We start from the raw sequence: 24210 nt of genomic DNA on the forward strand, positions 1-24210 counted from the left end.
CAGTAGCTGATGGCCCCTCAGACCGGCCCGGGCGCGACATCGTGCAAGACGAAGGTGGCGAACCCGAGCTCACGCCGCAAGCCGCCGAGCCAGGTGTCACGGTGCTCGCGGGCGGCGGTGAGCGCCTGGTTGCGGTCCTCGACGGTCGGGGCCGACCGCACGGCCCAGTCGACGAGCGAGCCGGTCCAGCTGAACTCGTAGTCGTCCCATTCGGTCAGTGTGCTGACATGCCCGAAGGACGGCTCGAGGCCGTGCCGGTGGAAGGCCTGCACCAGGCCGGCGAGGTCGGGGACGGAGTCGGCCGGGAGTCCGAGCGCGGCTAGCGCTGCCGCGGACGGGGTCCCTTCCCAGATCATCTCGCCGATCAGCGCCTGACCGCCGGGGCGCAGGTGCTGCCGGACGGCGACCAGCATGTCCTCCAACCCGCCGAAGGCGTGCCGGGCGCCGACGCAGAGCACCACGTCGAAGAGCCCGTCGTTCCAGGTGGCGGCGTCGGCCTCGATCCATCGCACCCGGTCCGTCAGCCCGCGCTCGCCGGTGCGCCGGGCGGCCGAGGCCGGCAGCATGTGGTCGATCCCGACGCCTGTCGTCGCGGGATGGTCCAGCAGCACCTGCTGCAGCCACTCGCCCTCACCGCAGCCGAGGTCGACCGCGCGGGCGCCGACGGCGGGGCTCAACCACCCAACCAACTCGCGCAGCTGGTCGGGCGCGACCGGCGCCGCGATGGGATGGCGCAGGTGCGCGATGTCGAAGATCTCCGATCGGTCCACCGAGGTAACGCTAGTACTCCAGCCGTTGTTCGTGATCCGTGACTGATGGCGGCTGCTTGCCGTCGGTAGTGGCTGGCCTGGGCACGGGCTTGGTGCCGACGACGCCACCGGGACCATTTCAGGGCGTGGGCAGCGGTCCGGACGGGGGCGATGGCAGCGGTGAATAGTCGCCGAATCTCGTTGCGGGCAATGGGATCAGTTCCTCGATGGTGTCGACAGCTGCCCTGGTCTGGCTGGCGGTCATGACCGACAGGAAGGCGCGGGCGAGCATGGCCAGAACGGTCCAGCGGTGCCAGGACCGCCAGCAGCGGACCTGGTGCTCGTCGAGGCCGGCCAGATCCTTGCTCGACTGGAAGGACTCCTCGACCCGCCAGCGGGTCCCGGCGACGGCCACGAGTGCGGCCAGGGCCACGTCGGTCGCGGCGTACGCGCGGTAGAACGCCAGGGGCAGCGGCAGGGTCGATGGTTTGGATCAAGGCCCAGTCGTAGAGCCGTTGGCCCTTGGCTCCGGCGCCGGCCGAGCGGCGCTGCCAGGCCGCGCTGGGTAGCCGGACGGCCAGTTCGACGGCCTTGCGGATCCCGATCCCGGTGGTGATCCGGTGGTCCTTCGCGACCGCCAGGACGTAGCCGACCCCGGCGTTGACCAGGTCCGTCCGCAGCCGCGGGTCGTTGCCGTAGACCTCATCACCGGTGGCCCACCGGGCCGGCACACCGGCCGCCAACGCCGCTGCGACCATCCGCCGGGCCAGTACTGGCTTGGTCGCGAACTCCACCTCAGCCGGGACCCCGGCCGCCCGCATCCGGGCCGAGTCAGCCGTCCAGCACTTGGGCAGGTAGAGGGCCCGGTCGATGAATGCGTAGCCGCGAGCCGTGGCGTAGGTCAGGTAGACCGCGACCTGGCTGTTCTCGATCCGCCCCGCGGTGCCGGTGTACTGCCGCTGCACCCCGACCGTGTGGCTGCCCTTCTTCAGGTCGCCCGTCTCGTCAAAGACCGGCACCCCGTCGGGATCACCGAGGTGTTCCACGACGTAGTCCCGCAGGTCATCCCGGACAGCCTCGGCGTCCCAGCAGGCCCGGCCCAACAGGTGCTGCATCCCGTCCGGGCCGGCCTCACCGGCGTGCTCGGCAATCGACCAGCACGTCGTGCGGCCCAGCCCGGCCAGCAGCCGATCAACATCTACGCTGTGATCAACGGCCATCGCTCGGTCTTCTTCGGTCCACACAACCAAGATCCTCGAGCGGTGGCCGCCCTACGTCCTGGACCGACACACCAAGATCGCGCCGTCAGTTACTGATCACGAACTACGGCTGGAGTACTAGCTGGCTGTCGCCCAGCCGAACTCCGGTGCCCCGTCGTTGATCGTCACCGACCAATCGCTGTGGTGAATCAGTCGATGATGCTGCCCGCAGAGCAGGACAAGGTTGTCGATGCTGGTGGGTCCGCCGTCGGCCCAATGGACAACGTGGTGTGCGTGGCATTGTCGTGGTCTTCGATGGCATCCCGGAAAGGCGCATCCCCGGTCGCGGATGATCAACGCCCGGCGGATCTGCGTCGGGATCGTCCGGGTGGCGCGCCCGATGTCCAGGGGCTGGGACTGGGCACCCAGGACCACGCGCAGAACGGTGCTGTCGCAGCCGATGCGGCGGGCGGAGGCGGCGTTGATCGGCCCGGATCCGTCCATGTCGGCCGTGCCGCGCTGGGCCAGGAAATCGGCCAGGGGCATGGTCAGCGCGAGGTGGGGCTTCTCGCCGCCTTCGTCGGGCAGGCTGTCGCTGCCGGCGGCGAGGTCGATGATCTCGGCGAGGGCATCCCCGTGGCGTTGCGCGGTGGTGCGGGTGTCGTCGGCGGAGGTGGGCTTGGCCAGTGGGCTGAGCATCGCTTCCAGCTGTGCTCCGCTTTCCGGGTCGAGCTTGCCCCGGAAGACCATGGAGCCGTCGCGCCGGTTGGTGTAGTGGAACTCGCGGTCGGGTTCGGCCAGGTCGGGGTCGTCGGGTTCTTTGCCGTCCTGGTCGAGCAGTTGCAGAATCCGCTGTCCAAGCATTCGAAGCGCCGCCCCGTCGAAGACGCGCGCCTTGTCCAGCAGTTCTGCCTCGACCTTGTCCCGGTCAGGTTCCGGTGCCTCGGCCAGTGTCTTGTCCAGCACGGTCAGGTGCTGCTTGCTGAGCACCCCCGCCCGCGCCGCGTCGTGGATGCCTTGGCGGCGGAACAGCAACGCGTGCCGCAGCAGATCCCGCGCCTCCGCCCGGGTGATCTTCCACCGCGCCGCCAGATCCGCCACCAGCGCCCGCTGGTCGTCCTTGCCCCGCGCCGTGCGGTCCCACAGCTCGCCGACCAGCTCGACCTGCCGCACGTACTCGGCGCGCAGTCGGTCCTGGCTCTGCTGGCCGGCGGCCCACAGCGATCCCTCGTCCATGCGCCACCACTGGGCGTCGGCGGTCAGGGTCGCTTCCATGCCCCCGATTCTACCGTCCTAATGTGATCGATTCCTGTTGTGGGGCAAGGATTACCTGTGTGGGTGACAAAACCAGGCAAGCGCTTTCCAAGCTGGCAGTAGCGGGGCGGTGGCGGTGCGGCGACGACGATGCTTGGTGGGGCGAGCAGGGCGTGGGGCGTTGCGGGGTAAGGGGATTGGCCGGCGGGCAGCCAGGGTAGGGGGTCGGAAACTGGCGGGCGGGGCCGGGAGCCAGGCCTAGGGCCAGTGACTAGGAGCCGACGACTGACGGAATGGCATACCGGCCAACGGCAACTGCGCGGTGTGGACGCCCGAGCCACAACCTCACCTGGCCAACGGCAACTGCGCGGTGCGGACGCCCGAACCACACCCCACCCCCGCCACCCCGCCCCACGGCAAGACAACCACCCGAGCCTGCCCCCACCCCAGTCCACAGCCCTCCCTAAACCCAACCCCACACCCAAACCGCCGGCAAACCACCCAACCCCACCACCCACCCGACCCAAGCGAACTTGCCAACTGTCCACGCAGGCCCGCAACGCCCCACCCACCACCCATCGACCGGCAACTGCGCGGTGCGGACGCCCGAGCCGCTGAAACACGGATTACGCGACCGTCACGAACCCAGTTCCTGGGCCCGGCGCAGCAACTCCGGGTCGTGGCCGTTGACGAGGATCAGGTCGGGGTCGGACGCCTGCCACAGGGCGGCCAACTGCCGGTGGTTGCCCTGCACCTTGCGCCAGTCGTGGGCGACCATGCGTTCCAGGGCGGCGAGGCCGAGGGGAGTGCGGCCGGCGCGGGTGATCTGGTGGCGGTGGAAGAAGGCGTCGCCGACGTGGAGGACCCAGTGGGTGCCGGCGTCGACGGCTACAGCCGCGTGACCACGGGAATGCCCAGAAAGGGGAATGAGCACGATGCCAGGGGCGATGGCGGAGAGCTCAGTAGCGCCGGCGAAACCGCGCCACGCATGGTCAGTGGGGGAGTGCTCCACCAGGATCGGGGAGTGATCACGGTGGGACGCAAGGTATCGGCCGCGTTCGACGGCGGTGGAGGGGTGTAGGGCGGCGCGGTTTTCGGCGGAGGTGAGGTGGACCTGGGCCCAGGGGAAGTCGGCCAGCCCGCCGGTGTGGTCGCCGTCGAAGTGGGTGAGCACGATGTGCCGAACATCGTTGGGGTCGAAGCCCAACTGCCGGACCTGGTTGACGGCGGCTTCGGCGGGGGAGAAGGCGGGGCGGATGTAGAAGCGGGCGGGACCGACGCGGCCGGCGGGGTCGGCGACGTCGCGCAGACCGACGCCGGAGTCGACGAGCACGAGGCCGGATGGGGTCTCGACCAGCAGGACGTGGCAGACGATGCCGCCGGGCGTGGCCAGGGGCCGCATGGTGCCGCAGTTGAGGTGGTGGACCTTGTGCACGGTCAGGCCTCGAGATCGGGGGCGACGGTGTTGGTCAGGCGGGGGTCCGGTGCGCCGCCGGACATGGCGAGGGCGCCGGCGACGGCTCGGCCGAGGGTGAGCAGGTCGGCGGGGTTGCGCTTGTCCAGGCCGGCGACGAGCTGTTTGAGGATGGTGAGCTGGTCGAAGTAGATGCGCTCGGTGACCAGGTTCTCGTCGGCGTCGAAGACGAAGTACGCGGTCATCCGGGTGCGGTGCCTGGAGCCGGTGGGCGGGATCTTGCCGAGCGGCCCGCGGTGGGTGCCGGTCAGCCAGAACTCGACGATCACGGCGTCGTGCGCGTGGCGCAGCGCGATGATCTCGTGGTCCTGGTCGGGGAAGGCGACCCGGGTGTCGTGGTAGTAGCCCCGCACCTCGCTGTCGCCGTCGTGCACGGTCATCTGGGCGATCAGCTCGTAGTGGGGATGCGGGAACGTCGCGAGGGTGGCGTCCCAGTCCTGCCGGACCTCGTCGTGGAAGTGGTCGAGCACGAGCTTCTCGCGGGCGCGCAGGACATCCTCGGGCGGCAGGGCGAAGCGACACGGCCAGGCTCCTTTTTATCCACGGTGTGGGTTATGGCCGACGGTATACCCACGCTGTGGATTTCATCAAGCCGGTCCGGCATGATGCGGGCCATGACCACCAGCACCGGACGCCGGGGGCGGCCGCCGAAGGGGGAGAGCCAGCTCTCCCGCGACGCCATCGTCCGGGCGACCCTGCGGGTGATCGACGAGGACGGCGTCACCGCGGTGAGCATGCGCGCCGTCGGACGGGTGCTCGGGGTGGACGCCAAGAGCCTCTACAACCACGTTGACGGCAAGGACGGCCTGCTCGACGCCGTCGCCGAACACCTGCTCGGGGCCATCGCGCTGCCGGAGCGCACTGGGGACCTGAGGACGGACCTGAAGGCGATCGCCTACGCCTTCCGTGAGCCGGCGCTGGCGCACCCGGAGGCTGCGTCCCTGGTTCTCACCCGACAGCTCGGCTCGCTGGAGGCGCTCGCGCCGGTCGAGGCGGTGCTGGCCGTGCTGTGTGACGCGGGCTGCCCGGCCGAGGAGTCGGTGCGCCTGCTCCGAGTGCTCGTCGCAACCATTGTCGGCGCGCTGCTCCGTGAAGTCAGCGCCGGGCCGACCTTCGGCACCGCGGATGCCGATGGAATCGCGCAGCGCCGAGCGGTTTTGGCGGGCAGTGGTCTTCCGGCGGTGGCCGCCGCCGCCGATCATCTCGCCCGATTTGACGGCGCTGTCGAGTATGAGTTCGCGGTAGAGCTCGCATTGGACGCGCTCCTCGCCCGGCTCGGCATCGCGTAAAGCGGATATGAGCAATCCTTGGGATTTTTCCGAAGTGGACTAAGTCGGCCCGCGATACCGGTTGGACCGGGTGACCGGAAGCCTGTGAACCTGGGAGTTCGCTGGCAATTTCACTGACGTGAACCTTGTTCGTGTTTGTCGGGACCCCTTGACGTGTCAACAATCGGGGTCTCGTAAATATGTGAATAGGGGTCGTCAACTGTCAAAATCTGCTGAGTGTTAATGGCATGTGTCGAAACATTGCCGACTTATCACGTGCTAGAAACCTAAGACGTGGGTCGAGCGCGCACGTCTGAGGGGTCGTCGGAATCCGACATTTCGGTTCATGGTCGACGCGGCACATATAAGGGGCGTTCTGGAGGGCTTTCCGTGCTCGTGAACCTGTCGTCGACAACGGAAGTCGCGCCGCCGCGGACCGGTGTTCCTCAGGTTCGAAGACTCCACCAGATCGTCGAGCGGACTTTGGGCCGGACGCCCGACGCCATCGCGCTCGAGGCCGGCGGCGTCGCCCTGACCTACTCGGAACTGGACCGAAGAGCCAACCAGCTGGCGCACCACTTACGTGACAGAGGCGTGCGCAGCGGCTCGCGTACCGCGATCCTGCTGCACCGCAGCGTCGAGACCTACGTCAGCCTGCTCGCCATCGGCAAGGCCGGCGCGGCCTTCGTGCCGATCGACCCGGCCTCGCCGCCGGACCGGATCGCCTACATCGCCGAGGACTCCGCCGTCGACCTGCTGCTGACCGCCGGCGACCTGACGGCCCGCACGACCGAGCTGGCCTGCCCGGTGCTCGATCTCACCGCCCAGGCCGACGCGGTGGACGACGAGCCCACCGCCCGGCCGGACCTCGCCGAGGACGACGTGCTCGATCCCGACCCGAGCGCGTACGTGATCTACACCTCCGGCTCCAGCGGCCGGCCCAAGGGCGTCGAAGTGGCCCAGTCCAGCATCTGCAACTTCCTGGACGTGGTGCCCTCCGTCTACGACGTGCGGCCGACCGACCGCGTCTACCAGGGCATGACGATCTCCTTCGACTTCTCCATCGAGGAGATCTGGCCCACCTGGGCGGTCGGCGCGACGCTGGTCGCGGGCCCCAGCGACTCGCGGCGGCTCGGCGCCGAACTGGCCGACTTCCTGGAGGAGTCGGGCATCACCGTCCTCTACTGCGTGCCCACGCTGCTGGCCACCATTCCGCGCGAGTTACCGCTGGTACGCAACCTGTTGGTCGGCGGCGAGGCCTGCCCTCGGCAGTTGGTCGAGCGCTGGAGCCGGCCAGGCCGGCGCATCCTCAACACCTACGGCCCGACCGAGGCCACCGTCACCGCGACCTGGTGCGATTTGATGCCCGGCCGCCCGGTCACCATCGGTGTGCCGCTGCCGACGTACTCCACGGTGCTGCTGGACGACGACCTCCAGCCCGTGCCCGACGGCGAGGTCGGCGAGATCTGCATTGGCGGTCCCGGCGTGGCCAAGGGCTATGTCGGACGGCCGGAACTGACGGCCGACAAGTTCATCCGGCATCCCCTGGCCCCGGCCGGCAGCCGGCTCTACCGCACCGGCGACCTGGGCCGGATGACCGACGACGGCGAGATCGAGTACCTGGGCCGGGCCGACTCCGAGGTCAAGATCCGGGGGCATCGGGTCGACCTCGGCGAGATCGAGAGCGTGCTGCTGGAGGACCCGGCCATTCCCGAGGCCGCCACGGCGATGGTCGCGGTCTCGCCCAGCGCCACCGAGCTCGTGGCCTACGTCGTGCCCGGCCCGGACTGCGCGGAGCCGGAGGACGCGCTGCACCGGCGGCTGCGCGACAAGCTTCGGGACCGGTTGCCGGCCTACATGGTGCCGGCCTACTTCGTCTCGCTGAGCGGCCTGCCGATGATGCCCAGCGGCAAAGTCGACCGGAAACAGTTGCCAGCGCCCCACAGCGGCCGCCTGGCTGGGGACGGGCCGGTCGTCGGGCCCGAGACGGACGCCGAGCGACTGGTGGCCGAGGTGTGGGCGGAGGCGTTCGGCCTCGACCCGGCTGAGTTGTCCGTGACCGCGGACTTCTTCACCGAGCTCGGCGGCCACTCGCTGCTCGCCGCCACGGTCGTTTCCCGTTTACGCCAACAGGAATTCGGGGCCGGCGTGGCCCTGCGCGACCTGTACGACAATCCGACCGCGCGCAGCCTGGCCGCTCACTTGAGCACCGCCACCGCCCCCGCGCCGCGCCCGGTGCAGCCCCGGTACGAGCCACTGCGCCACGGCTGGCGCCGCAGCGCCGCCGGGGCGGTCCAGCTGGTGATCATCTACGCGCTGATGCTGGTGATCACCCTGCCGGTGGCCTACGTCTACACCCAGAACAACGGTGAGGTCTCGATGGAGGTGCTGGTCCAGCTCCTCGTCGCGATCCTGGTCAGCTACCTCGGCGTGCGCTGGCTGGTGCCGCTGGTCGTCGTCGGCCCGCTGTCGCTGGGCATCAAGCCGGGCCGCTACCGGCTGTGGGGCCTGACCTATCTGCGGCTGTGGACGCTGGACATGCTGCTGGGCATCGGACCGATGCCGGTGGTGTCCGGCTCCGGCCTGATGCCGATCTACCTGCGTGCGCTCGGGGCCAAGGTCGGCTCGCGGGCCATCATCGCCAGCAGCTCGATCTCGCTGCCGGCCCTGGTCGAGATCGGCCGGGACGCCGCGATCGGCTACGGCGCGGTGGTGCGGCCCTGGCGGGTCGAGGACGGCTGGGTCACGGTCGGTCGGATCACCATCGGCGCCGGGGCGTTCGTCGGCGCCAACGCCGTGCTGGAACCGGGCTCGACGGTCGGCGCTGAGGCCGCGCTGGCCGATCAGTCGCTGCTGGGCCGGGGCGAGTCGGTGCCGGCCGGGGAACGCTGGGCCGGCTCGCCGTCCCAGCCGGTCGAGGCGCTAACCCCGGCCGTGGAGACCATGGTGCGCAGCAAGACGCCGCTGCCCGGCTGGCGTCCGCAGCAGATCCTGATGACCCTGCTGGGCATCGGCGTGCTCGAAGTCGGGGCGATCTGCCTGATCCTGCCCAGCGTGGGCCTGGTGTGGTGGGCACTGCTGGAGTGGGGCGTGCTCGCCGGCGTCGCCGCGACGGTGCTGGCCGGCCCGGTCTTCGTGATCACCGTCTGCATCGTGGTTGCCTTGGGGCGTAACGCAGTGCTGCCGCACACGCCGGTCGGGGTGTACCCGGTTCGCTCCGTGCTCGGGGTGCGCAAATGGGTCGCCGACAAGCTGCTCGAATTCAGCCTTACGTTCACCAATTCGCTGTACGCGACCCTGTACACCGGGCCCTGGCTGCGTTGTCTCGGCGCGAACGTCGGCCGCGGGGCCGAGGTGTCCACCGCCGGCCATCTCGATCCCGACCTGCTCACGTTGGAACAGGAGAGCTTCGTCGCCGACATGGCGACGGTCGGCGCGGCCACCTTCGCCAACGGACGCGTGGCGTTCCTGCCCACCGTGGTCGGACGCCGGGCGTTCGTCGGCAACGCCTCGGTGGTGCCGGCCGGGACCAGCCTGGGGGCGCAGTCGCTGGTTGGGGTGAGCACGGTGCCGCCGGGGGAAGAGGTGCCGGTCGGCTCGTCCTGGCTGGGCTCGCCGGCGATGCACCTGCCCCGCCGGCAGGACAGCGGCGACTTCCCGGAGGAGACGACTTTCCGGCCGCCGCGACAGATCGTGTGGCAGCGGCTGGGCATCGAGTTCGCGCGGGCCACGCTGCCGGCGTCGGTGCTGGGCCTGAGCTTCTACCTGTTCCTGCTCACCCTGTCCGGCCTGGCCTACGACCGGGACCTGCCGGTGCCGGCGCTGGCCTCGCCGCTGGTGGCGATGGCGTCCGGGATCGCCGTGATCGCGTACTGCGCGGCGGTCAAGCGCAATGTCGTTGGCGTGTACAGGCCCCGGGTGGAGCCGCTGTGGAGCCCGTTCGTGCGGCGCAGCGAGTTCGTCACCGGGCTCTATGAGGCCGCCGCTGTACCGGCCGGCCTCGGCCTGCTGGTCGGCACGCCGTTCCTGCCGCCGCTGCTGCGCTGGTTCGGGGCCCGGATCGGGCGGCGCACCTGGATCGGCACCACCTACCTGACCGAGTTCGACCTCGTCGAGGTGGGGGACGACGCCACCATCGGCACCGAGGTCTCCTTGCAGACCCACCTGTTCGAGGACCGGGTGATGAAGATGTCGGTGGTCACGGTCGGAGCCGGGGCGACCATCGGCACCCGGGCGATCGTGCTCTACGACGCCATCGTCGGCGACGAGGTGTCCCTGGGGTCGTTGTCGCTGCTGATGAAGGGCGAGCACCTCACGGCCGGCACGTCGTGGCACGGCATTCCCGCGCAGGTGCGCCCATGACGCCGTTGGCTCTCGTGTACCGGGGCCCGGCCACGACGCCGGGCTGCCCCGAAGCGGTCGCGGATCTGTTGCGGGCCGCCGATCACGGATTCGATGTGCGGTTCGTCGGGCCGAAGGAGGACATCGACCTCGGCACGGACGTGTTGGCCTCGGCGACTCTCTATGCCCAGCCGGGCGGCGGGACCCTGGGGCGCGCCTTCCGCAAGCTGCGCCGGCACCGTGACGAGATACGGGCATTTGTCGCCAGGGGCGGCGGATATCTCGGCTTCTGCCTCGGCGGCTACCTGGCCGGCGCGACCCCCGGCTTCGGGCTGCTGCCCGGCGACACCGACCAGTACATCATTTCCAAGGGCGCGACCGTACGTCATGACCGGAACGCGCTGGTGTCGGTGAACTGGCGGGGGCGGACGCGGGAACTGTTCTTTCAGGACGGTCCGCAGTTCCTGGTGGAGCGCCGGGAGAAGACGGCCGTGCTGGCCCACTATCCAAACGGGACGGTCGCGGCGCTGGTCGCCCGGTTCGGCCAGGGCCGGGTCGGCGTGGTCGGGCCACACCCGGAGGCCTCGTCCGACTGGTTCACCGACGCCGGACTGGCTGTGCCGCGACCACTCGGCACCGATCTGGGGCTGGATCTCGTGAACGCGGTGATGAAGTCATGAGCGCCACGAAGCGTCTGCTCGGGGTGGACGCCACCCGCGGCATCGCGCTGCTGGGCATGATGGCCGTGCACTCGCTGCTGGACGAGAGCTCCCCGGGCCACGCCTCGCTGTCCTTCGCCATCTTCGGCGGCCGGGCCGCGGCGACGTTCGCGGTGCTGGCCGGGGTCGGCATGGCGTTCATGACCGGGCGGCGGCGGGTGCGGCTGGCCGAGTTCGGGCCCACGGCGGCGATGCTGGCCACGCGGGCGCTGATGATCGGCCTGATCGGGCTCTGCCTCGGCTACACCGACGCCAGCTACGCGGCCGTGATCCTGCCTTACTACGCCATTCTGTTCCTGCTGGCCATCCCGCTGGTGATCCAGCCGAGCTGGCTGATCGGCGTGGTGGGCGCGGTCGTGGTGACGGTGGTGCCGCCGCTGACCCACGTGCTGCAGAACCAGCTGCCCACGCCGCCGCTGACCAATCCGACGTTCACCGACGCCATCACCCATCCGCTTGACCTGCTCACCGAGCTGTCGATCACGGGCGAGTACCCGGCGATCCCGTGGATGGCCTACGTCTGCGTCGGCCTGATCGTCGGCCGGTTGTCGCTGGCCCGGATCCGAGTCGCGGTGGCGCTGTTGGCGACTGGGACGGTGCTGGCGGTCGGCGCAGCGACGGCGTCCTGGATCCTGCTCAACAAGTACGGCGGGCTGGCGGCGATCTGGGCCGCGCAGCCGGGAAGCGTGCTGACCGTGCCGGAGACCACCGAGATGCTCAACCTCGGCGGGGACGGCACCACACCGACGTCCACCGACTGGTGGCTGGCCGTGGACGCCCCGCACACCGGCACCGCCCCCGACCTCGTCGGCACCAGCGGGTCGGCGATCGCGTTGCTGGGCCTGTTGTTGTTGCTCGGCCACGTGAGCACGCCGTGGCTGCGGCGGACCGTGGCCGTCGTGTTCACACCGCTGGCGGCGGCCGGCAGTATGACGCTGACGATGTACACGGCGCACATCATGTTCCTCAATTCCGACTACGACACCTACGATCCCGGCACCGGCTACCTGCTCCAGGTGATCGCTGTGCTGGTGGTGGCGGTGGCCTGGCGGGCGACCGCCGGCAAGGGGCCGTTGGAGGCGCTGGTGACCGCGGTGGCCAACCGGGCGAAACGAAGAGCCGGCGGCGGGGTCGCCGCCCCGAGAGCCCCGATCGCGGCCACTGCGACCAGGATCGGCGCTTCGGTAGGCTCGGCGGACCGACCGGCGATCGGCTCTGGAGAACAGTCATGACGTGCACGGAGTGCGGACGGCGGGCGGTGAGCCGGCGGCGGTTCCTCGCCGGCGCCGGTGCGGTGGGCATCGCCGCCGGCCTGGCCGCGTGCGGCTCGGAGGTGCCCGACAACCGGCCGCTGGCCTTGGTCTACCGCGGCAAAGCATCGTGCGCCGGTTGCGCGGAGACCGTCGCCACGCTGTTGCAGAACAACCCGGTCACGCCGTTTCGAACCGCGTACTGCGGCCCGAACGAGAAAGTCCCGCTCACAGCGGCCGAACTGGCCAAGGCGATGGTCTACGCCCAGCCCGGCGGCGGAACCCTCGACGACGGCTGGCGGCAGATGCGGGCGTACGCGGACGTGATCACCGGCTACGTCCGGGGCGGCGGCCACTACCTCGGCTTCTGCCTCGGCGGCTACCTGGCCGGGGCCACCCCCGGCTTCAAGCTGCTGCCCGGGGACACGGCCCAGTACGTCAGCACCGAGGACGCCGACACCCGCACCACCCGGGACACCGTCGTCGAGGTCAGCTGGCGGGGCCAGCAGCGGCACATGTTCTTCCAGGACGGCCCGGCCTTCGTGCTCGACCCCGGGGCCGCCGCGACCGTGTTGGCCCGGTACACCAACGGTTCCGTCGCCGCGCTGGTGACCCCGTACGGCAAGGGGCAGGTTGGTGTGGTCGGGCCGCACCCGGAGGCCACGTCGTCGTGGTACAGCGACGTGCGACGGCCCAACCCCGACGGCATCCAGCCTGATCTGGGCTACGACTTCGTGCAGAGCACCATTCAGCCGGCTTCGACCACCAAGTAGCGCGAGGCCAGTTCACGCAGGGCGGCGTGGGACGGCGTGCCAGGTTCGGCGGTCCAGGTGAACAGTTGCTGGTCCGGATCGGCGGTGCAGACCAGCGCCGCCCAGTCGAGGGTGAGATCGCCGACGACCGGATGCCGCACTTCGTTGCTGCCGGCGCTGCGGGGTGCGACCTGGTGCGCGGTCCACCATCGCCGGAAGTGCTCGTCCCGTTGGGAAAGCTCCTCGACCAGGGCCACCAGTTCGGGGTCGTCGGGATCCCGCGCGGCCTCCCGGCGCAGCTGCGCCACCCCGTTGCGGGCGGCTCGTTCCCAGTGCGGATACAGGCCCCGCACGTTCGGGTCGCAGAAGACCAGTCGCACGAAGTTCCGGTCCCTGTCCGGCAGCCGTCCGAAGTCGGTGAACAGCGCGGCCGCCATCGGGTTCCAGGCCAGGATGTCCGTGCGGCGGCCCAGAACCACCGCCGGCGTGGTCGCCAGATCGTCGAGCAGCCGCCGCAGCTGCGGCTGAGCCTGTTGCGGTGAAAGCCTTTCCGGCCGCTGCTCCCGGCCCGACAGCTCGAACACGTAGTCGCGCTCGTCCTCGCTGAGCCGGAGCACCTTCGCGATGGCCGCCAGCACCTCCCCGGACGCCCGCCGCCGTCCCTGTTCGAGTCGGGCGTAGAAGTCCGTGCTGATCGACGCAAGGGCGGCCACCTCCTCCCGGCGTAGTCCTCGGACACGCCGCCGGGTGCCGGTGCCGGGCAGGCCCACCTCGTCCGGGCTCAGCTCGCTGCGCCGGGCCTGGAGGAAATCGCCCAGCTCAGTGCGGTGCGCGTCGCCGGTCATGCCCTGAATCTAACAGGGCCAGGGTAGGCCTGGCTTGTCCCTGGACAATGCTGTCCGCGGACAAGACCGGCCCTTTTCGGCGCCGCGCCGCCGCTGCCAGAGTCGGCACTGTGTCACCACAAGGAGATTCCATGAGCCCGGCTGCTGTCGACCGGGGCATCGCGCCGGCCCTGCGACGCCTGTACTTCGTCCGCTTCGCCTTCGCGGTCGTCTGGGCCGGTCTGGTGGTCGCGACCGCCTCGACCATCAACCCTCTCAGCGCCACGCTGTTCGTGCTCTACCCGTTGTTCGACCTGGCTGCCGCCGTCGTCGACGCGCGTTCGTCCGGGAACGGCAAACCGGTGCCCGGCCTCTACGTGAACATGGCCATCAGCCTGTTGGCCGGAGTCGGCCTGGCCATCGCCCTCTCGTCCGGCATTCCGGCCGTGCTCCGGGTCTGGGGCGCGTGGGCCATCCTGTCCGGCCTCGTCCAACTCGTCGTCGGCCTCACCCGCTACCGGCTCGGCGGCCAGTGGCCCATGATCATCAGCGGCGCCATCTCGGCCGTCGCCGGCACCTCGTTCATCCTCCAGGCCGGCCAACCCAGCCCCACGCTGTCCACCCTGGCCGGCTACGCCACCCTCGGCGGCGTCTTCTTCCTCGTCTCCGCCCTACGCCTCGGCCGCGCGGCCAAGACCGCCTGACCGAACAGGAGTCAGGGAGCTCCGGCCCGAGCGGCAGCACCCGAACGATTACGAGAAGGCCCACGCCTCTGGAGCCGTACCATCGTGACTCCGGGGGAGGGGACCGATGGACTTCTGTGTGCTGGGGCCACTGGAGATCTGGACGGCCGGGGGTCGGCTGGCGCTGCCGGGAACGCGGCACCAGCGGGTGCTGGCGACGTTGCTGCTGACGCCGAACGCTGTGGTGCCGATGGCCCGGCTGGTCGAGGCGACCTGGGACGACGAGCCGCCGGCCACCGCGACCAAGCAGGTGCAGAACTGCGTGTCGGCGCTGCGGGACCGGCTGGGTGACGCGGAGCAGCGGCTCATCGTCACCGACGGCCCCGGCTATCGAATGGCCGTCACCGATGAACAGGTGGACCTGCTGCGGTTCACCAGGGGCGTCGCCGAGGCGAGACGGCACGCCGAGAAGGGCGCGCTGCGCGAAGGGGTACGCGAGATCCGGACCGCGCTGAAGCTGTGGCGTGGACCGGCGCTCGACGGGCTTGGCACCTCGGTGCTGGCCGGGCGGGCCGCGCGGCTGGATGAGCAGCGGCTGGACGCGTTCGAGTCGTGTGTCGACTGGCAGATCGCGCTCGGGCAGCACCGTGAGGTGATCGACGAGCTGGCCGAGGTCGTGGCCGAGAACCCGCTGCGGGAACGGCCATACGCCCAGCTCATGTTCGCCCTCGACCGGGCCGGCCGGCAGGCGGACGCGTTGAAGGTGTTCCAGCAGCTACGGACCGCCTTCGCCGAGGAGCTGGGGATCGATCCTGGTCCTGACGTTCGTGAGCTGCACGAACGCATCCTCCGCGGCGAGAACCGGTCGCAGCGCGCGAACCCGGCTCCCGCCGCGCCCGAGGACGAGCTGGACCGCGCGGCCAAGGAACTCGCGTCGGCGATCGCCCGGCAGTGGACGGCCGAAGCCGAGACACGGTCGCTGAACCGACCGGAGCCGGTGCCGCTGAAGTGGTCGAGCACCGAGCGCGAGGTGGCGGCGACGGCGTCGGCGGTGCTGGGCGGGCGTCCCGGCGACGGCCCGGAACGACTGGTGCTGAGCGGCGACCTGACCGACGTGGTCGCGAAGTTCCGGCAGGTTCCGTCGCGGCAGCTGGTGGTGCTGGGGGAGCCCGGCGCGGGCAAGTCGGTGCTGGCGATCCTGCTCACCCTCGGCCTGCTCGCGGACCGGCCGCCGGGCGAGCCGGTGCCGGTGCTGCTGCCGCTGGCCTCGTGGAACCCACGCCGGGAACACCTGGACACCTGGCTGGCCCGCCGGTTGGTCGAGGAGTACCCAGGGCTGGCCAACACCGCCACCTACGGCCCGGACGCCGGGCTGCGCCTGGTGCTCGAAGGCCGGGTCATCCCGGTGCTGGACGGGCTCGACGAGACGCCGCCCGGGCTGCACACCGCGGCGATCGACGCGCTGGACCAGGCCGTCGGCGCCGGTCGGCCGCTGGTGGTGACCTGTCGCGGGGCCGAGTACGAGCTGGCGGTGCGGGCGGCGGGGTCGTTCCTGACCAGGGCCGCGGTGGTGGAGATCGAACCGGTCGAGATCGAGGACGCGGTCGACTTCCTCACCGCGCGCCGACGTTCCGGCGAGACCCGCTGGGAGCCGGTGGTCGAGCGGCTGCGGCGGGAGCCGACCGGGGCGCTCGCCCAGGCCCTGCGCACGCCGCTGATGGTCGACCTGGCCCGGACCGCCTACGCGAATCCGACCGCCGACCCGGGTGAACTCTGTGACACCGCGAGGTTTCCCGACCGGGCGGCGGTCGAGCGGCACCTGCTCGACGCGTACCTGCCGTCGGTGTACGCCCGCCGGCCGGCCCCACCGGCCCGGCTCGACCGTCCGAACCAACCGCGCGACTACGACCCGGAGCAGGTCGAGCGCTGGCTGACCTTCCTGGCCCGACGGCTCGAACGCGAACGCACCCGCGACCTCGCCTGGTGGCGGCTGGACCGCGCGGTGCCACGCCTGGTCGTCGGCCTCTACCTCGGCCTGCCGCCCGCGGTGCTGTTCGCGCTCACCGGCTGGCTGGCCGCGGGCCCGCTGGTCGCGGGGATCTACGGCGTCTCCTTCGCGGCCGCCGGCTGCGTCACACACAGCGTCGGCCGCCGGCCGGGGCCGCTGCGGGTGGAGGCCGCCTTCACCGGCATCGCGGGCCGGTTCGCGCGCCGGTTCGCGGTCGGCGCGATGACCGGGATCTGCCTGGGCCTCGGCTGGTCGTTGCCGACCGAGGTGATCGGCGTGCTCGCCGTGGTGTTCGGCCTCGCGGTCGGCGTGCACGTCTGGCTCGGCACGCCGCTGGACGCGAACCGGGTGTCCAGCCCCGAGACCGTGCTGCGCCACGACCGCGCCGCGGCCCTGTCGTTCACCTTGTCGTTCATGGTGTCGCTGGGCCTGTTCTACGGTCTGGCGCTCACCCTCACCCAGGACGAGCCCAGCATCGAGGTGCTGGACGACCGCTTCGACGTGGTGCTGAGCGCGGCCGGTGGCGTGGCCGCCGCTCTGCTCGGCCGGTTCTTCGTGCCGAAACCGGGCGGTGTCGCCTACGGCCTCGCCGGGGCGGTCATCAGCGGCCAGCTGATCCCGGCCGCGGACAGCGCCGTGCAGGCGGTCGTGGCCGGCGGCCTGTTCGGGCTGGCCGTCGGGCTCAGCGTCTGCCTGGCCCGCGCCTGGGGAGCGTTCGGCTGCACTCGGCTGTGGCTGGCCTCGCGGGGCCACGTTCCGTTGGCGTTCATGGCTTTCCTCGACGACGCGCACCGGCGCGGCGTGCTGCGGCAGGTCGGGGCCGTGTACCAGTTCCGGCATGCCCGGTTGCAGGAGCGCCTTGCCGGCGACCGGTCGTGATCTGGGCTACGGTTGCCGGCGTGACGTCTGCATTCCGCCTTGCCGCGGTCGCCTTGGTGGCGTTGAGCTCATTGGTGGCGTGTTCGACCGCGAGCCGGCCCGCGCACGCGGCGGCCGTGACGAGCACGACGGCCGGGGCGTTTTGTGAGGGTGGCCCGAATTCGTCCAGCGCAAGGACAATGACCGTCGCCGGGCAGAACCGGGCGTTCATCGAACACCTGCCGGCCGGCTTCACCGCCGGCACGAAGTACCCGGCCGTCATCGCGTTCCCGGGCCGAGGCGAGTCGGACTCGCAGCTCCAGGGCTACTCCCAACTCGACACCGTCAACGCCGTCGTGCTGTACGCCCAGGGCCTCGACGGCCAGGGCGGCAAGCCCACGTGGGAGGCGACTCCCTACATCGGCGCGGAGGCGCACGACTACGAGTTCACGACCGACATGGTGGAGTTGCTGGCCGGCTCGCCGTGCGTGGACGCCGGGCGGATCGCCCTGGCCGGCAAGTCGGACGGCGCCGGCTTCGCCGCGTCCGCGGCCTGCACCATCTCCGGAGTCGCCGCGGTGGCAACGATTTCCGGCGCGTTCTACCAGCAGTACAACCACTGCGGCGCCAGCGGCAACGCCGTGCCCATGCTGGACATGCACGGCACCAGCGATCCCGTCATGCCGTACGAGGGAATCCCGTCCCGTGGCGTCTACTCCATCGACGCGTGGCTCCAGCTCTGGCAGCAGCGGGATCAGTGCACCGGCTCGGGCACGGACGACACCATCGCCTCCGACGTGGTCCGGACCACCTGGAGCACCTGCGCCAGCGGCGTCGAGGTCGTCAACTACCGCATCATCGGGGGCGGCCACACCTGGGCCGGCGCCACGACTCCCAGCGGTCCGGGCGGCACCACGCATTCGGTCGACGCCGCGCAGACCATCGCCTGCTTCCTTCAGGACCACCCCCTGCACGGCGCGCGGTGATGGACGGGCTGACCGAGGAGGAGTCGGCGATCGTCGCGCTGGTCGGCGAATTCGTCGACCGTGAGGTGCGGCCGGTCGCGCAGGAACTGGAGCACGGAAACACCTATCCCGAGCGGCTCATCGAGCAGATGAAGGCGATGGGCGTCTTCGGGTTGGCGATCCCGGAGCCGTGGGGCGACGCGCAGGTGTCGGCGCAGTGCTACGCGGCGGTCACCGAGGAACTCGCGCGGGGCTGGATGAGTCTGGCCGGTGCCATGGGCGGCCACACCGTCGTCTCGAAGCTCCTTGTGTCCTACGGAACCCGGGCACAGCAGGACGCCTACCTGCCCAAGCTGGCCACCGGCGAGATCCGCGCCACCATGGCGTTGACCGAGCCCGGCGGCGGCTCGGACCTCCAGGCCCTGCGCACCACCGCGCGGCGGGACGGCGACGAGTACGTCGTCAACGGATCGAAGACGTGGATCACCAACGCCCGCCGGTCCGGGCTGATCGCCTTGCTGTGCAAGACCGATCCAGCCGCGCGGCCCCCGCACCGGGGGATGAGCATCCTGCTGGTCGAGCCGGGACCGGGCTTCCAGGTCTCGCGGGACCTGCCGAAACTGGGCTACAAGGGCGTGGAGAGCTGCGAGCTGTCCTTCGACGACTTCCGTGCGCCGAAGTCCGCGCTGCTGGGCGACGCCGAGGGCCGTGGCTTCGCGCAGATGATGCGCGGCCTGGAGATCGGCCGCATCCAGGTCGCCAGCCGTGCGCTCGGCGTCGGCCGGGCCGCGTTGGAGGATTCGCTGCGCTACGCCCAGGAACGCGAGAGTTTCGGCAAGCCGATCTGGCAGCACCAGTCCATCGGCAACTACCTGGCCGACATGGCCACCAAACTGGAGGCCGCCCGGCAACTCGTGCTGTATGCGGCCCGCCGCTACGACTCGGGCGAGCGCGCCGACATGGAAGCCGGGATGGCCAAGCTGTTCGCGTCGGAGACGGCGATGGAGATCGCGCTCAACGCGGTGCGCATCCACGGCGGCTACGGCTACTCGACCGAGTTCGACGTCGAGCGCTACTTCCGTGACGCCCCACTGATGATCGTGGGCGAGGGCACGAACGAGATCCAGCGCACCGTGATCGCGCGGCAGCTGGTCAACCGCCACCGACTCCAGTCCTGAGGGGCCCGTCAGGCATGGCCGAGACAACCGAACTGCTGCTGCCCGGGCCCGCTCAAGGGTTGGGCGCGCTGCTGGCCGTTCCGGTGCCAGACCTTGTTGGTGGCCAAGGGCTTCCGCTGCTGTGGCACTGGATCTACCTGCTCGACCGGCCGGCGCAGGCCGACCTCGGCCCGGACGGCCACCCGAGGCGCGCGACCACACTCCGCGGGCGGCGCATGTGGGCCGGCGGTCGAGTGCGCACCCTCGGCACACTGCATTGCGGTGAACCCGCGACCCGCCGCTCGAAGGTGCTTTCCGTGCAGGACAAGCAGGGGCGGTCGGGGCCGCTGACCTTTGTCGTGGTGGAGCAGCAGATCGTGCAGTCCGGGCAGGTGGTCGTCGACGAGCAACAGGACCTCGTCTACCGCGACGCCACCGGTTCGATCACCGTCGCCGATGAGGGGCCCATAGTGCCGGCGGCGGACGACGAGTGGCAGATCGACGTCACGCCAACCCTGCTGTTCCGCTTCTCCGCCCTGACCTACAACGCCCACCGCATCCACTACGACCGCGACTACGCCCGTGACATCGAGGGCTATCCGGGCCTGCTCACCCACGGTCCGCTTCAGGCCCTCGCCATGGCCGAGGCCGCCCGTGCCCTCGGCTGGTCCGGCCCGACCGTCTTCGAGTACCGGCTGCTCGCGCCGCTGTTCGACCACCAGGGTATGGTCGTACGAGCCGTGCCGGAAGCAGATTCGGTCACCACGGCGGTTCGGGACATTCACGGCCGGCCGACGGCGATCGGGACGCTGCGCCGGCCCTGAATGACCGGGGTCAGCCGAAGGGGTTCTGCTTGCGCAGGATCGAGCGCAGCCGGTCCATCTCCTCGGCCAGGGTGGTGGCGGCGTTGGAGAGGGCTTGGGGGCCGAAGCGGGACGCGGGCGCGGAGACGGTGTAGGCGGCCAGACCCGGCCGTAGCCAGGGGATGGGGGCGGCGATCGTGACGGCGTCGTCGACGCTGAGGGTGTAGCCGCGCTCGCGGCTGACTTCGAGCTCGGCCAGCAGAGTGTCGATACCGCCGACGGGCCCGGGCATGTCGGGCTCGGCCAGCAGCGTGCGCAGGCCGGCCTCGTCCAGGTCGAGCAGCAGAGCCTTGCCGGCCGCGCCCTGGGTGAGCGGGAACTCCGCGCCGATGCCGGCCTCGATCCGGGTCGGATGAGGACTGGGCATCTCCTGGGTGCAGGTGCACTTGTTGCCCAGCCGCCAGTACACGGCGACGGTCTCGCCGGTCAGCGCCCGCAGCCGGATCAGACTGGTCTGGGTCTGGGGGACCAGGGCGTCGCGGTGCAGCATGACGCCGGCCAGGCGGAGGATCTCCGGCCCGGGACTGTAGGCCCGGCTGCCCCGGTCGAACACGAGGAAGTGCTCGGCCTCCAGTGCGCGCAGCAGCCGGTAGGCGGTCGGCAGCGAGTAGCCGAACATCTGCGCCACCTCGGGGCCGGTGAGCGTCGGCTGCTGCGCGGTGAAGGCGTGCAGGATGGACAGCGCGCGGAAGACGCTCTGCGTCCCGGTCACCGCCGGCTCGACCTCGGTCAGGATCCGCTCCGATCCGCTCGTCGTGTGCTGGCCCAAGTCTGGCCCCATCGCGGGTTGACCCGCCAGTTCAGAAGGTGACCTCGACGCCCACCCACGGGTCGGGCTTGCGGCGCACCGCGTACCAGGCGTGGACCAGCCGGGCCAGCGGCGTCTTGCGGGCCATCAGCCGGTACGCGTGCCGTGTCTCCTCGGCGTTCAGGATCCCGCCGACGCCCTCGATCGTGGCCGCGTCGGCCGGCACGAAACCGGCGGAGTCGCACGGCGCCACCGTCACTCGGGGATTGTTCCGCAGGCGCTTGAGTTTGCCGGTGTCGGCGTAGCTCAGGATGTAGAGGGTGTTGTCGCTGACGACGCCACCGACCGGAGTCGCGACCGGGCGGCCGTCCTTGCGGAATGTGGTCAGGCTGACGTTGCTGCTCCTGGCGATGCGCTCGATCGCCGGACCCTTTGAGTCTCGAACTGTCATATCTGGACTTTACGCTTCGAGGCTCGAACCGTGGGATCGGTGATGGTGACAATGGCCACTATCTCCTTGAACGGCGTGGATTCTGATTCTCGATCACATGGTGATCGGCCGGTCTGTTCGCGGTTACATGATGACCGGGTTTTGCCTGGTGGGTCACCGGTTGGGGTGGCGGCTTCGGTGGTTTGTGAGCACGCTTTCGGGCAGTGCTAACGTGAGGTTGTCGCCGATGTCTGGCAATTTCTGGGAGGGTTCGTGATTGAGGGCGAAAGCGCTGTTCGCTCGCGCGGATTTCGATGGGGGAGGGCGGCCCGCAGGCGTGGACGTCGAGTCCCGCACCGTGACCTCGTCCGACGGGCAGGTCGACTACGACGAACTCGTTGTGGCGACGGGAGTGCGGCCGCGGCAGCTGCCCGGGGCCGGCGGCGTCTCCGGTGTCCACTATGTACGGACGCTGGAAGATGTTCTGGCGTTGAAGGAAAGCCTGCGGCCGGAGAGACGGCTGATCGTGGTCGTCGACGGCGACATCGGCAGCCGGCGGTTTGTGGCCGCCTACCGCCGAGGCGACCGGCTCACCGGTGTCGTCGCGGTCAACACCGCGCCCAAGGTGTTGCGCTCGTGGCGGACCGCCGTCGCGGACCGCCGGCCGTGGCGTGAGATCCAGTCCACGGTGGAGGTTTGACATGACCAGCACGACCGCCGAACTCGGCCTGTTCCAGACCCACACCAAGGCCGGCTGGACCGTCGGCGCGGCCGGACTGATCGCCCTCACCCTGGGCGTGGCCGGCCTGGTCAACCAGGACAGCCAGCTGCGGGCCCTCGGTGTGGACCCGAGCAAGATTCCCACCGACGACCCGCTGCGGATCACCCTGACCAGCAGTTCGGTGGCATCGGTCAACAACGGCGCGGCGTTCCTGCTGGGTGTGGCCAAGGCCTGGCCGTGGTTCCCGCACTTCACCGTGGTCACCCGCGGCGCGCAGGCGATCGGCTTCCTCACCAGGATCGCCACCGGTCGGGCCCCGAAGTCCTACCTGAGCGCGGCGATCTGGGAGGCCGCCGGCGCGGCGATCACCGCGGGCGCCATCTGGCTGGACCGCCGGGCCGGCCGCTAGCGCAGCTGCTTGGCCAGCTGGTGTGGGCCGGCTCCGCACCGGGTGGCGACGGCCCTGACCGGCCGGAGAGCCCCAGTCCCGCTGCTTTGTCGCATCACACGTGGACAGCACGGGAGGACGCTATTCGCCGTCACGACTGGAGCGCGAGCATGCTGCTTTTCCTTCTGTAGCGGGCTTCCCGAGTAGATGTTCGAGCAGTGTCATGTCCTGATGAGATTCGGCCAACGCCGTCGTGAGCAGGGCGCAGGCTCCTTCGATCGTCAGCCTGGCATGATTTCGTTCGGTGGTGAGCACGGCGAGTAGCAGGGCGGTCAGCGCGGCCGTCCCGTTGAAGGCTTGCAGTTGGACCATTGTGTCCACCACGTCAAGCCCGCTGAACGGGCCGATCCGCTGTATGGCGGCAAGAGTTGTCATCGTCGTCACGATCAGCACGCACGCGGTGGCTCCGGCCAGCTCGAAACGGGTCGCGGCCCAGATCAGGACCGGGAAGACGAGGAAGAACCAATGGAATCCAGGGATTCTCGTCGCGCACGCCCCTACCGCCACGGCGGTCACCAGCAGTGCCACGGCTTCCGCCCACCACCGACCGGAGCGAACGCCGCGCGGTACCCGGACAACGCGGGCGGCGAGCACGAACGGCACCACGATGAGCACCCCTATCGCGTCCCCGGTCCACCACACCCACCATGTCGACCAGAGTTGGCTCACTGACAACGAACCCGAGCCGACCAACGTGGCACTGCCCACGGTCGCGCTGAACAGCATCCCGGTGAAGGCACCCAGGAACACCAGGGACAGCGCGTCTCGCATCCGGCGCAGGTCGACACTGAACCGCACCCGTGTGAGCAACAGGTAGGCACACACCGGGGCGAGCGTGTTGCCCACGGCAATCACCGCGACGACCGGAAGCGACGGACCGATCGAGATATTGACCAGGAACGCCCCGAGCGTGATCCCCGGCCACACCCGAGGACCCCACAACAGCAGACAGACCAGAGCGACTCCGGTCGGCGGCCACAGCGGACTGACCTGACCGCGCACGATTGCCGACAGGAGTCCGACCTCGCCGGCGGCGTAGTAGTAGACGACGACGGCAAGAATCTGCACCACGGGTAGAGCACCGACACGAACCTTCAATGCACGCACCAGCGCCATCACGTGGTCAGTGTGCGGCCCACCGGCAGGCCGGACAACACGTTACCGGGCACCAATGTGGCGCAACAGCGTCACAGACGCAATCGGGACAGCGGAGCAGGTTTGAACCGCACTGCTTCACCCCATCGGCGCTTCTCGTCGACGATCGTCGGCCAAGAACGCGGGCAGCGATGGCGTCGCTGATAATCGGTGCAGGACCGCATCACCTATGTGCCGGCACGGCCCCGGCCCCCAGGGTTGCTCACCCGGCAGCTCCCGTCATCGCGACCGCGAGCGTGCACATCGGACACCTACTCAACCCGTGGGTGGACAGCACCCGGCCCGGGGCGGCCTTACTTGCGCCGGTGCGGACCGATCTCGTCTCAGGGCCGTTGGGGTGCGGA

20 protein-coding genes and 1 pseudogene are annotated in these 24210 nt (G+C 70.2%); 12 read left to right on the forward strand and 9 right to left on the reverse strand.

The window, feature by feature from the left end:
* Positions 1-17: 17 nt before the first annotated feature.
* The 5 genes and pseudogenes from JJ691_RS08135 to JJ691_RS08155 form a co-directional block, all read right to left on the reverse strand.
* Positions 18-770, reverse strand: coding sequence for a class I SAM-dependent methyltransferase (locus JJ691_RS08135; protein ID WP_211768172.1), 753 nt, complete (start codon positions 768-770; stop codon positions 18-20).
* 53 nt (positions 771-823) lie between these two features.
* Positions 824-1969 (reverse strand): annotated as a pseudogene (locus tag JJ691_RS53270) (IS701 family transposase); the annotation flags it as partial.
* Positions 1970-2086: 117 nt separating this feature from the next.
* A complete protein-coding gene (locus JJ691_RS08145) occupies positions 2087-3223 on the reverse strand; it encodes an HNH endonuclease signature motif containing protein (RefSeq protein WP_211768174.1) in 1137 nt (378 codons plus the stop codon).
* A gap of 616 nt (positions 3224-3839) precedes the next feature.
* Positions 3840-4637, reverse strand: a complete 798-nt coding sequence (locus tag JJ691_RS08150; RefSeq protein WP_249227769.1) for an MBL fold metallo-hydrolase — start codon at positions 4635-4637, stop codon at positions 3840-3842.
* A gap of 2 nt (positions 4638-4639) precedes the next feature.
* Positions 4640-5146 (reverse strand): ester cyclase, encoded by a 507-nt coding sequence (locus JJ691_RS08155; protein WP_249227770.1) that lies wholly within the window; start codon positions 5144-5146, stop codon positions 4640-4642.
* Here JJ691_RS08155 and JJ691_RS08160 point away from each other — a divergent pair.
* From JJ691_RS08160 to JJ691_RS08180, 5 genes are all read left to right on the forward strand, one after another.
* The gene (locus JJ691_RS08160) at positions 5129-5965 is read left to right on the forward strand and encodes a TetR/AcrR family transcriptional regulator (RefSeq protein WP_249227771.1); all 837 of its coding nucleotides are present in this window, start codon (positions 5129-5131) and stop codon (positions 5963-5965) included. The genes JJ691_RS08155 and JJ691_RS08160 overlap by 18 nt on opposite strands.
* 369 nt (positions 5966-6334) lie before the next feature.
* Positions 6335-10306: a Pls/PosA family non-ribosomal peptide synthetase gene (locus tag JJ691_RS08165; protein WP_211768175.1), complete on the forward strand. Its 3972-nt coding sequence runs from the start codon at positions 6335-6337 to the stop codon at positions 10304-10306.
* Entirely contained in the window at positions 10303-10965 is a 663-nt protein-coding gene (locus JJ691_RS08170) for a BPL-N domain-containing protein (RefSeq protein WP_211768176.1), read from the forward strand. The genes JJ691_RS08165 and JJ691_RS08170 overlap by 4 nt, the downstream gene beginning before the upstream one ends.
* The gene (locus JJ691_RS08175; protein ID WP_211768177.1) at positions 10962-12236 is read left to right on the forward strand and encodes a heparan-alpha-glucosaminide N-acetyltransferase domain-containing protein; all 1275 of its coding nucleotides are present in this window, start codon (positions 10962-10964) and stop codon (positions 12234-12236) included. Before JJ691_RS08170 ends, JJ691_RS08175 begins: the two co-directional genes overlap by 4 nt.
* Positions 12233-13027 (forward strand): BPL-N domain-containing protein, encoded by a 795-nt coding sequence (locus tag JJ691_RS08180; RefSeq protein ID WP_249227772.1) that lies wholly within the window; start codon positions 12233-12235, stop codon positions 13025-13027. The genes JJ691_RS08175 and JJ691_RS08180 overlap by 4 nt, the downstream gene beginning before the upstream one ends.
* Here JJ691_RS08180 and JJ691_RS08185 read toward each other — a convergent pair.
* Complete coding sequence (locus JJ691_RS08185) at positions 13003-13851, reverse strand: helix-turn-helix domain-containing protein (RefSeq protein ID WP_211768178.1); 849 nt, start codon at positions 13849-13851, stop codon at positions 13003-13005. The two genes, JJ691_RS08180 and JJ691_RS08185, sit on opposite strands and share 25 nt — an antisense overlap.
* A gap of 131 nt (positions 13852-13982) precedes the next feature.
* Between JJ691_RS08185 and JJ691_RS08190 the strand changes: the two genes are divergently transcribed.
* The 5 genes from JJ691_RS08190 (at position 13983) to JJ691_RS08210 (ending at position 20325) form a co-directional block, all read left to right on the forward strand.
* Positions 13983-14534 (forward strand): hypothetical protein, encoded by a 552-nt coding sequence (locus tag JJ691_RS08190; protein ID WP_211768179.1) that lies wholly within the window; start codon positions 13983-13985, stop codon positions 14532-14534.
* A 106-nt stretch (positions 14535-14640) separates the two neighbouring features.
* The gene (locus JJ691_RS08195; protein ID WP_211768180.1) at positions 14641-17400 is read left to right on the forward strand and encodes a BTAD domain-containing putative transcriptional regulator; all 2760 of its coding nucleotides are present in this window, start codon (positions 14641-14643) and stop codon (positions 17398-17400) included.
* A 179-nt stretch (positions 17401-17579) separates the two neighbouring features.
* On the forward strand, positions 17580-18365 hold the full coding sequence (locus tag JJ691_RS08200) for an alpha/beta hydrolase family esterase (protein WP_211768181.1): 786 nt from the start codon (positions 17580-17582) through the stop codon (positions 18363-18365).
* Positions 18365-19522 carry an acyl-CoA dehydrogenase family protein gene (locus tag JJ691_RS08205; protein ID WP_211768182.1) on the forward strand — a complete coding sequence of 386 codons (1158 nt, stop codon included), beginning with the start codon at positions 18365-18367 and terminating at the stop codon, positions 19520-19522. The genes JJ691_RS08200 and JJ691_RS08205 overlap by 1 nt, the downstream gene beginning before the upstream one ends.
* A gap of 14 nt (positions 19523-19536) precedes the next feature.
* Positions 19537-20325: an FAS1-like dehydratase domain-containing protein gene (locus tag JJ691_RS08210; RefSeq protein ID WP_211768183.1), complete on the forward strand. Its 789-nt coding sequence runs from the start codon at positions 19537-19539 to the stop codon at positions 20323-20325.
* 10 nt (positions 20326-20335) lie between these two features.
* On the opposite strand, the gene JJ691_RS08215 is transcribed toward JJ691_RS08210, so the two are convergent.
* A complete protein-coding gene (locus JJ691_RS08215; protein ID WP_211768184.1) occupies positions 20336-21145 on the reverse strand; it encodes an IclR family transcriptional regulator in 810 nt (269 codons plus the stop codon).
* Positions 21146-21164: 19 nt separating this feature from the next.
* Complete coding sequence (locus JJ691_RS08220; RefSeq protein ID WP_211768185.1) at positions 21165-21563, reverse strand: PPOX class F420-dependent oxidoreductase; 399 nt, start codon at positions 21561-21563, stop codon at positions 21165-21167.
* Positions 21564-21879: 316 nt separating this feature from the next.
* On the opposite strand from JJ691_RS08220, the gene JJ691_RS08225 reads away from it, so the two are divergent.
* A complete protein-coding gene (locus JJ691_RS08225) occupies positions 21880-22242 on the forward strand; it encodes an FAD-dependent oxidoreductase (protein WP_211768186.1) in 363 nt (120 codons plus the stop codon).
* Position 22243: 1 nt separating this feature from the next.
* Positions 22244-22672: a hypothetical protein gene (locus JJ691_RS08230; RefSeq protein WP_211768187.1), complete on the forward strand. Its 429-nt coding sequence runs from the start codon at positions 22244-22246 to the stop codon at positions 22670-22672.
* Between the two features lie 120 nt (positions 22673-22792).
* Here the strand turns inward: JJ691_RS08230 and JJ691_RS08235 are convergent, their stop codons facing one another.
* The gene (locus JJ691_RS08235; protein ID WP_249228202.1) at positions 22793-23827 is read right to left on the reverse strand and encodes an MASE1 domain-containing protein; all 1035 of its coding nucleotides are present in this window, start codon (positions 23825-23827) and stop codon (positions 22793-22795) included.
* Between the last annotated feature and the right edge of the window lie 383 nt (positions 23828-24210).

Origin of the sequence: Kutzneria sp. CA-103260 (genome assembly GCF_018263855.1) — a bacterium.
Classification (GTDB): Bacteria; Actinomycetota; Actinomycetes; order Mycobacteriales; family Pseudonocardiaceae; genus Kutzneria.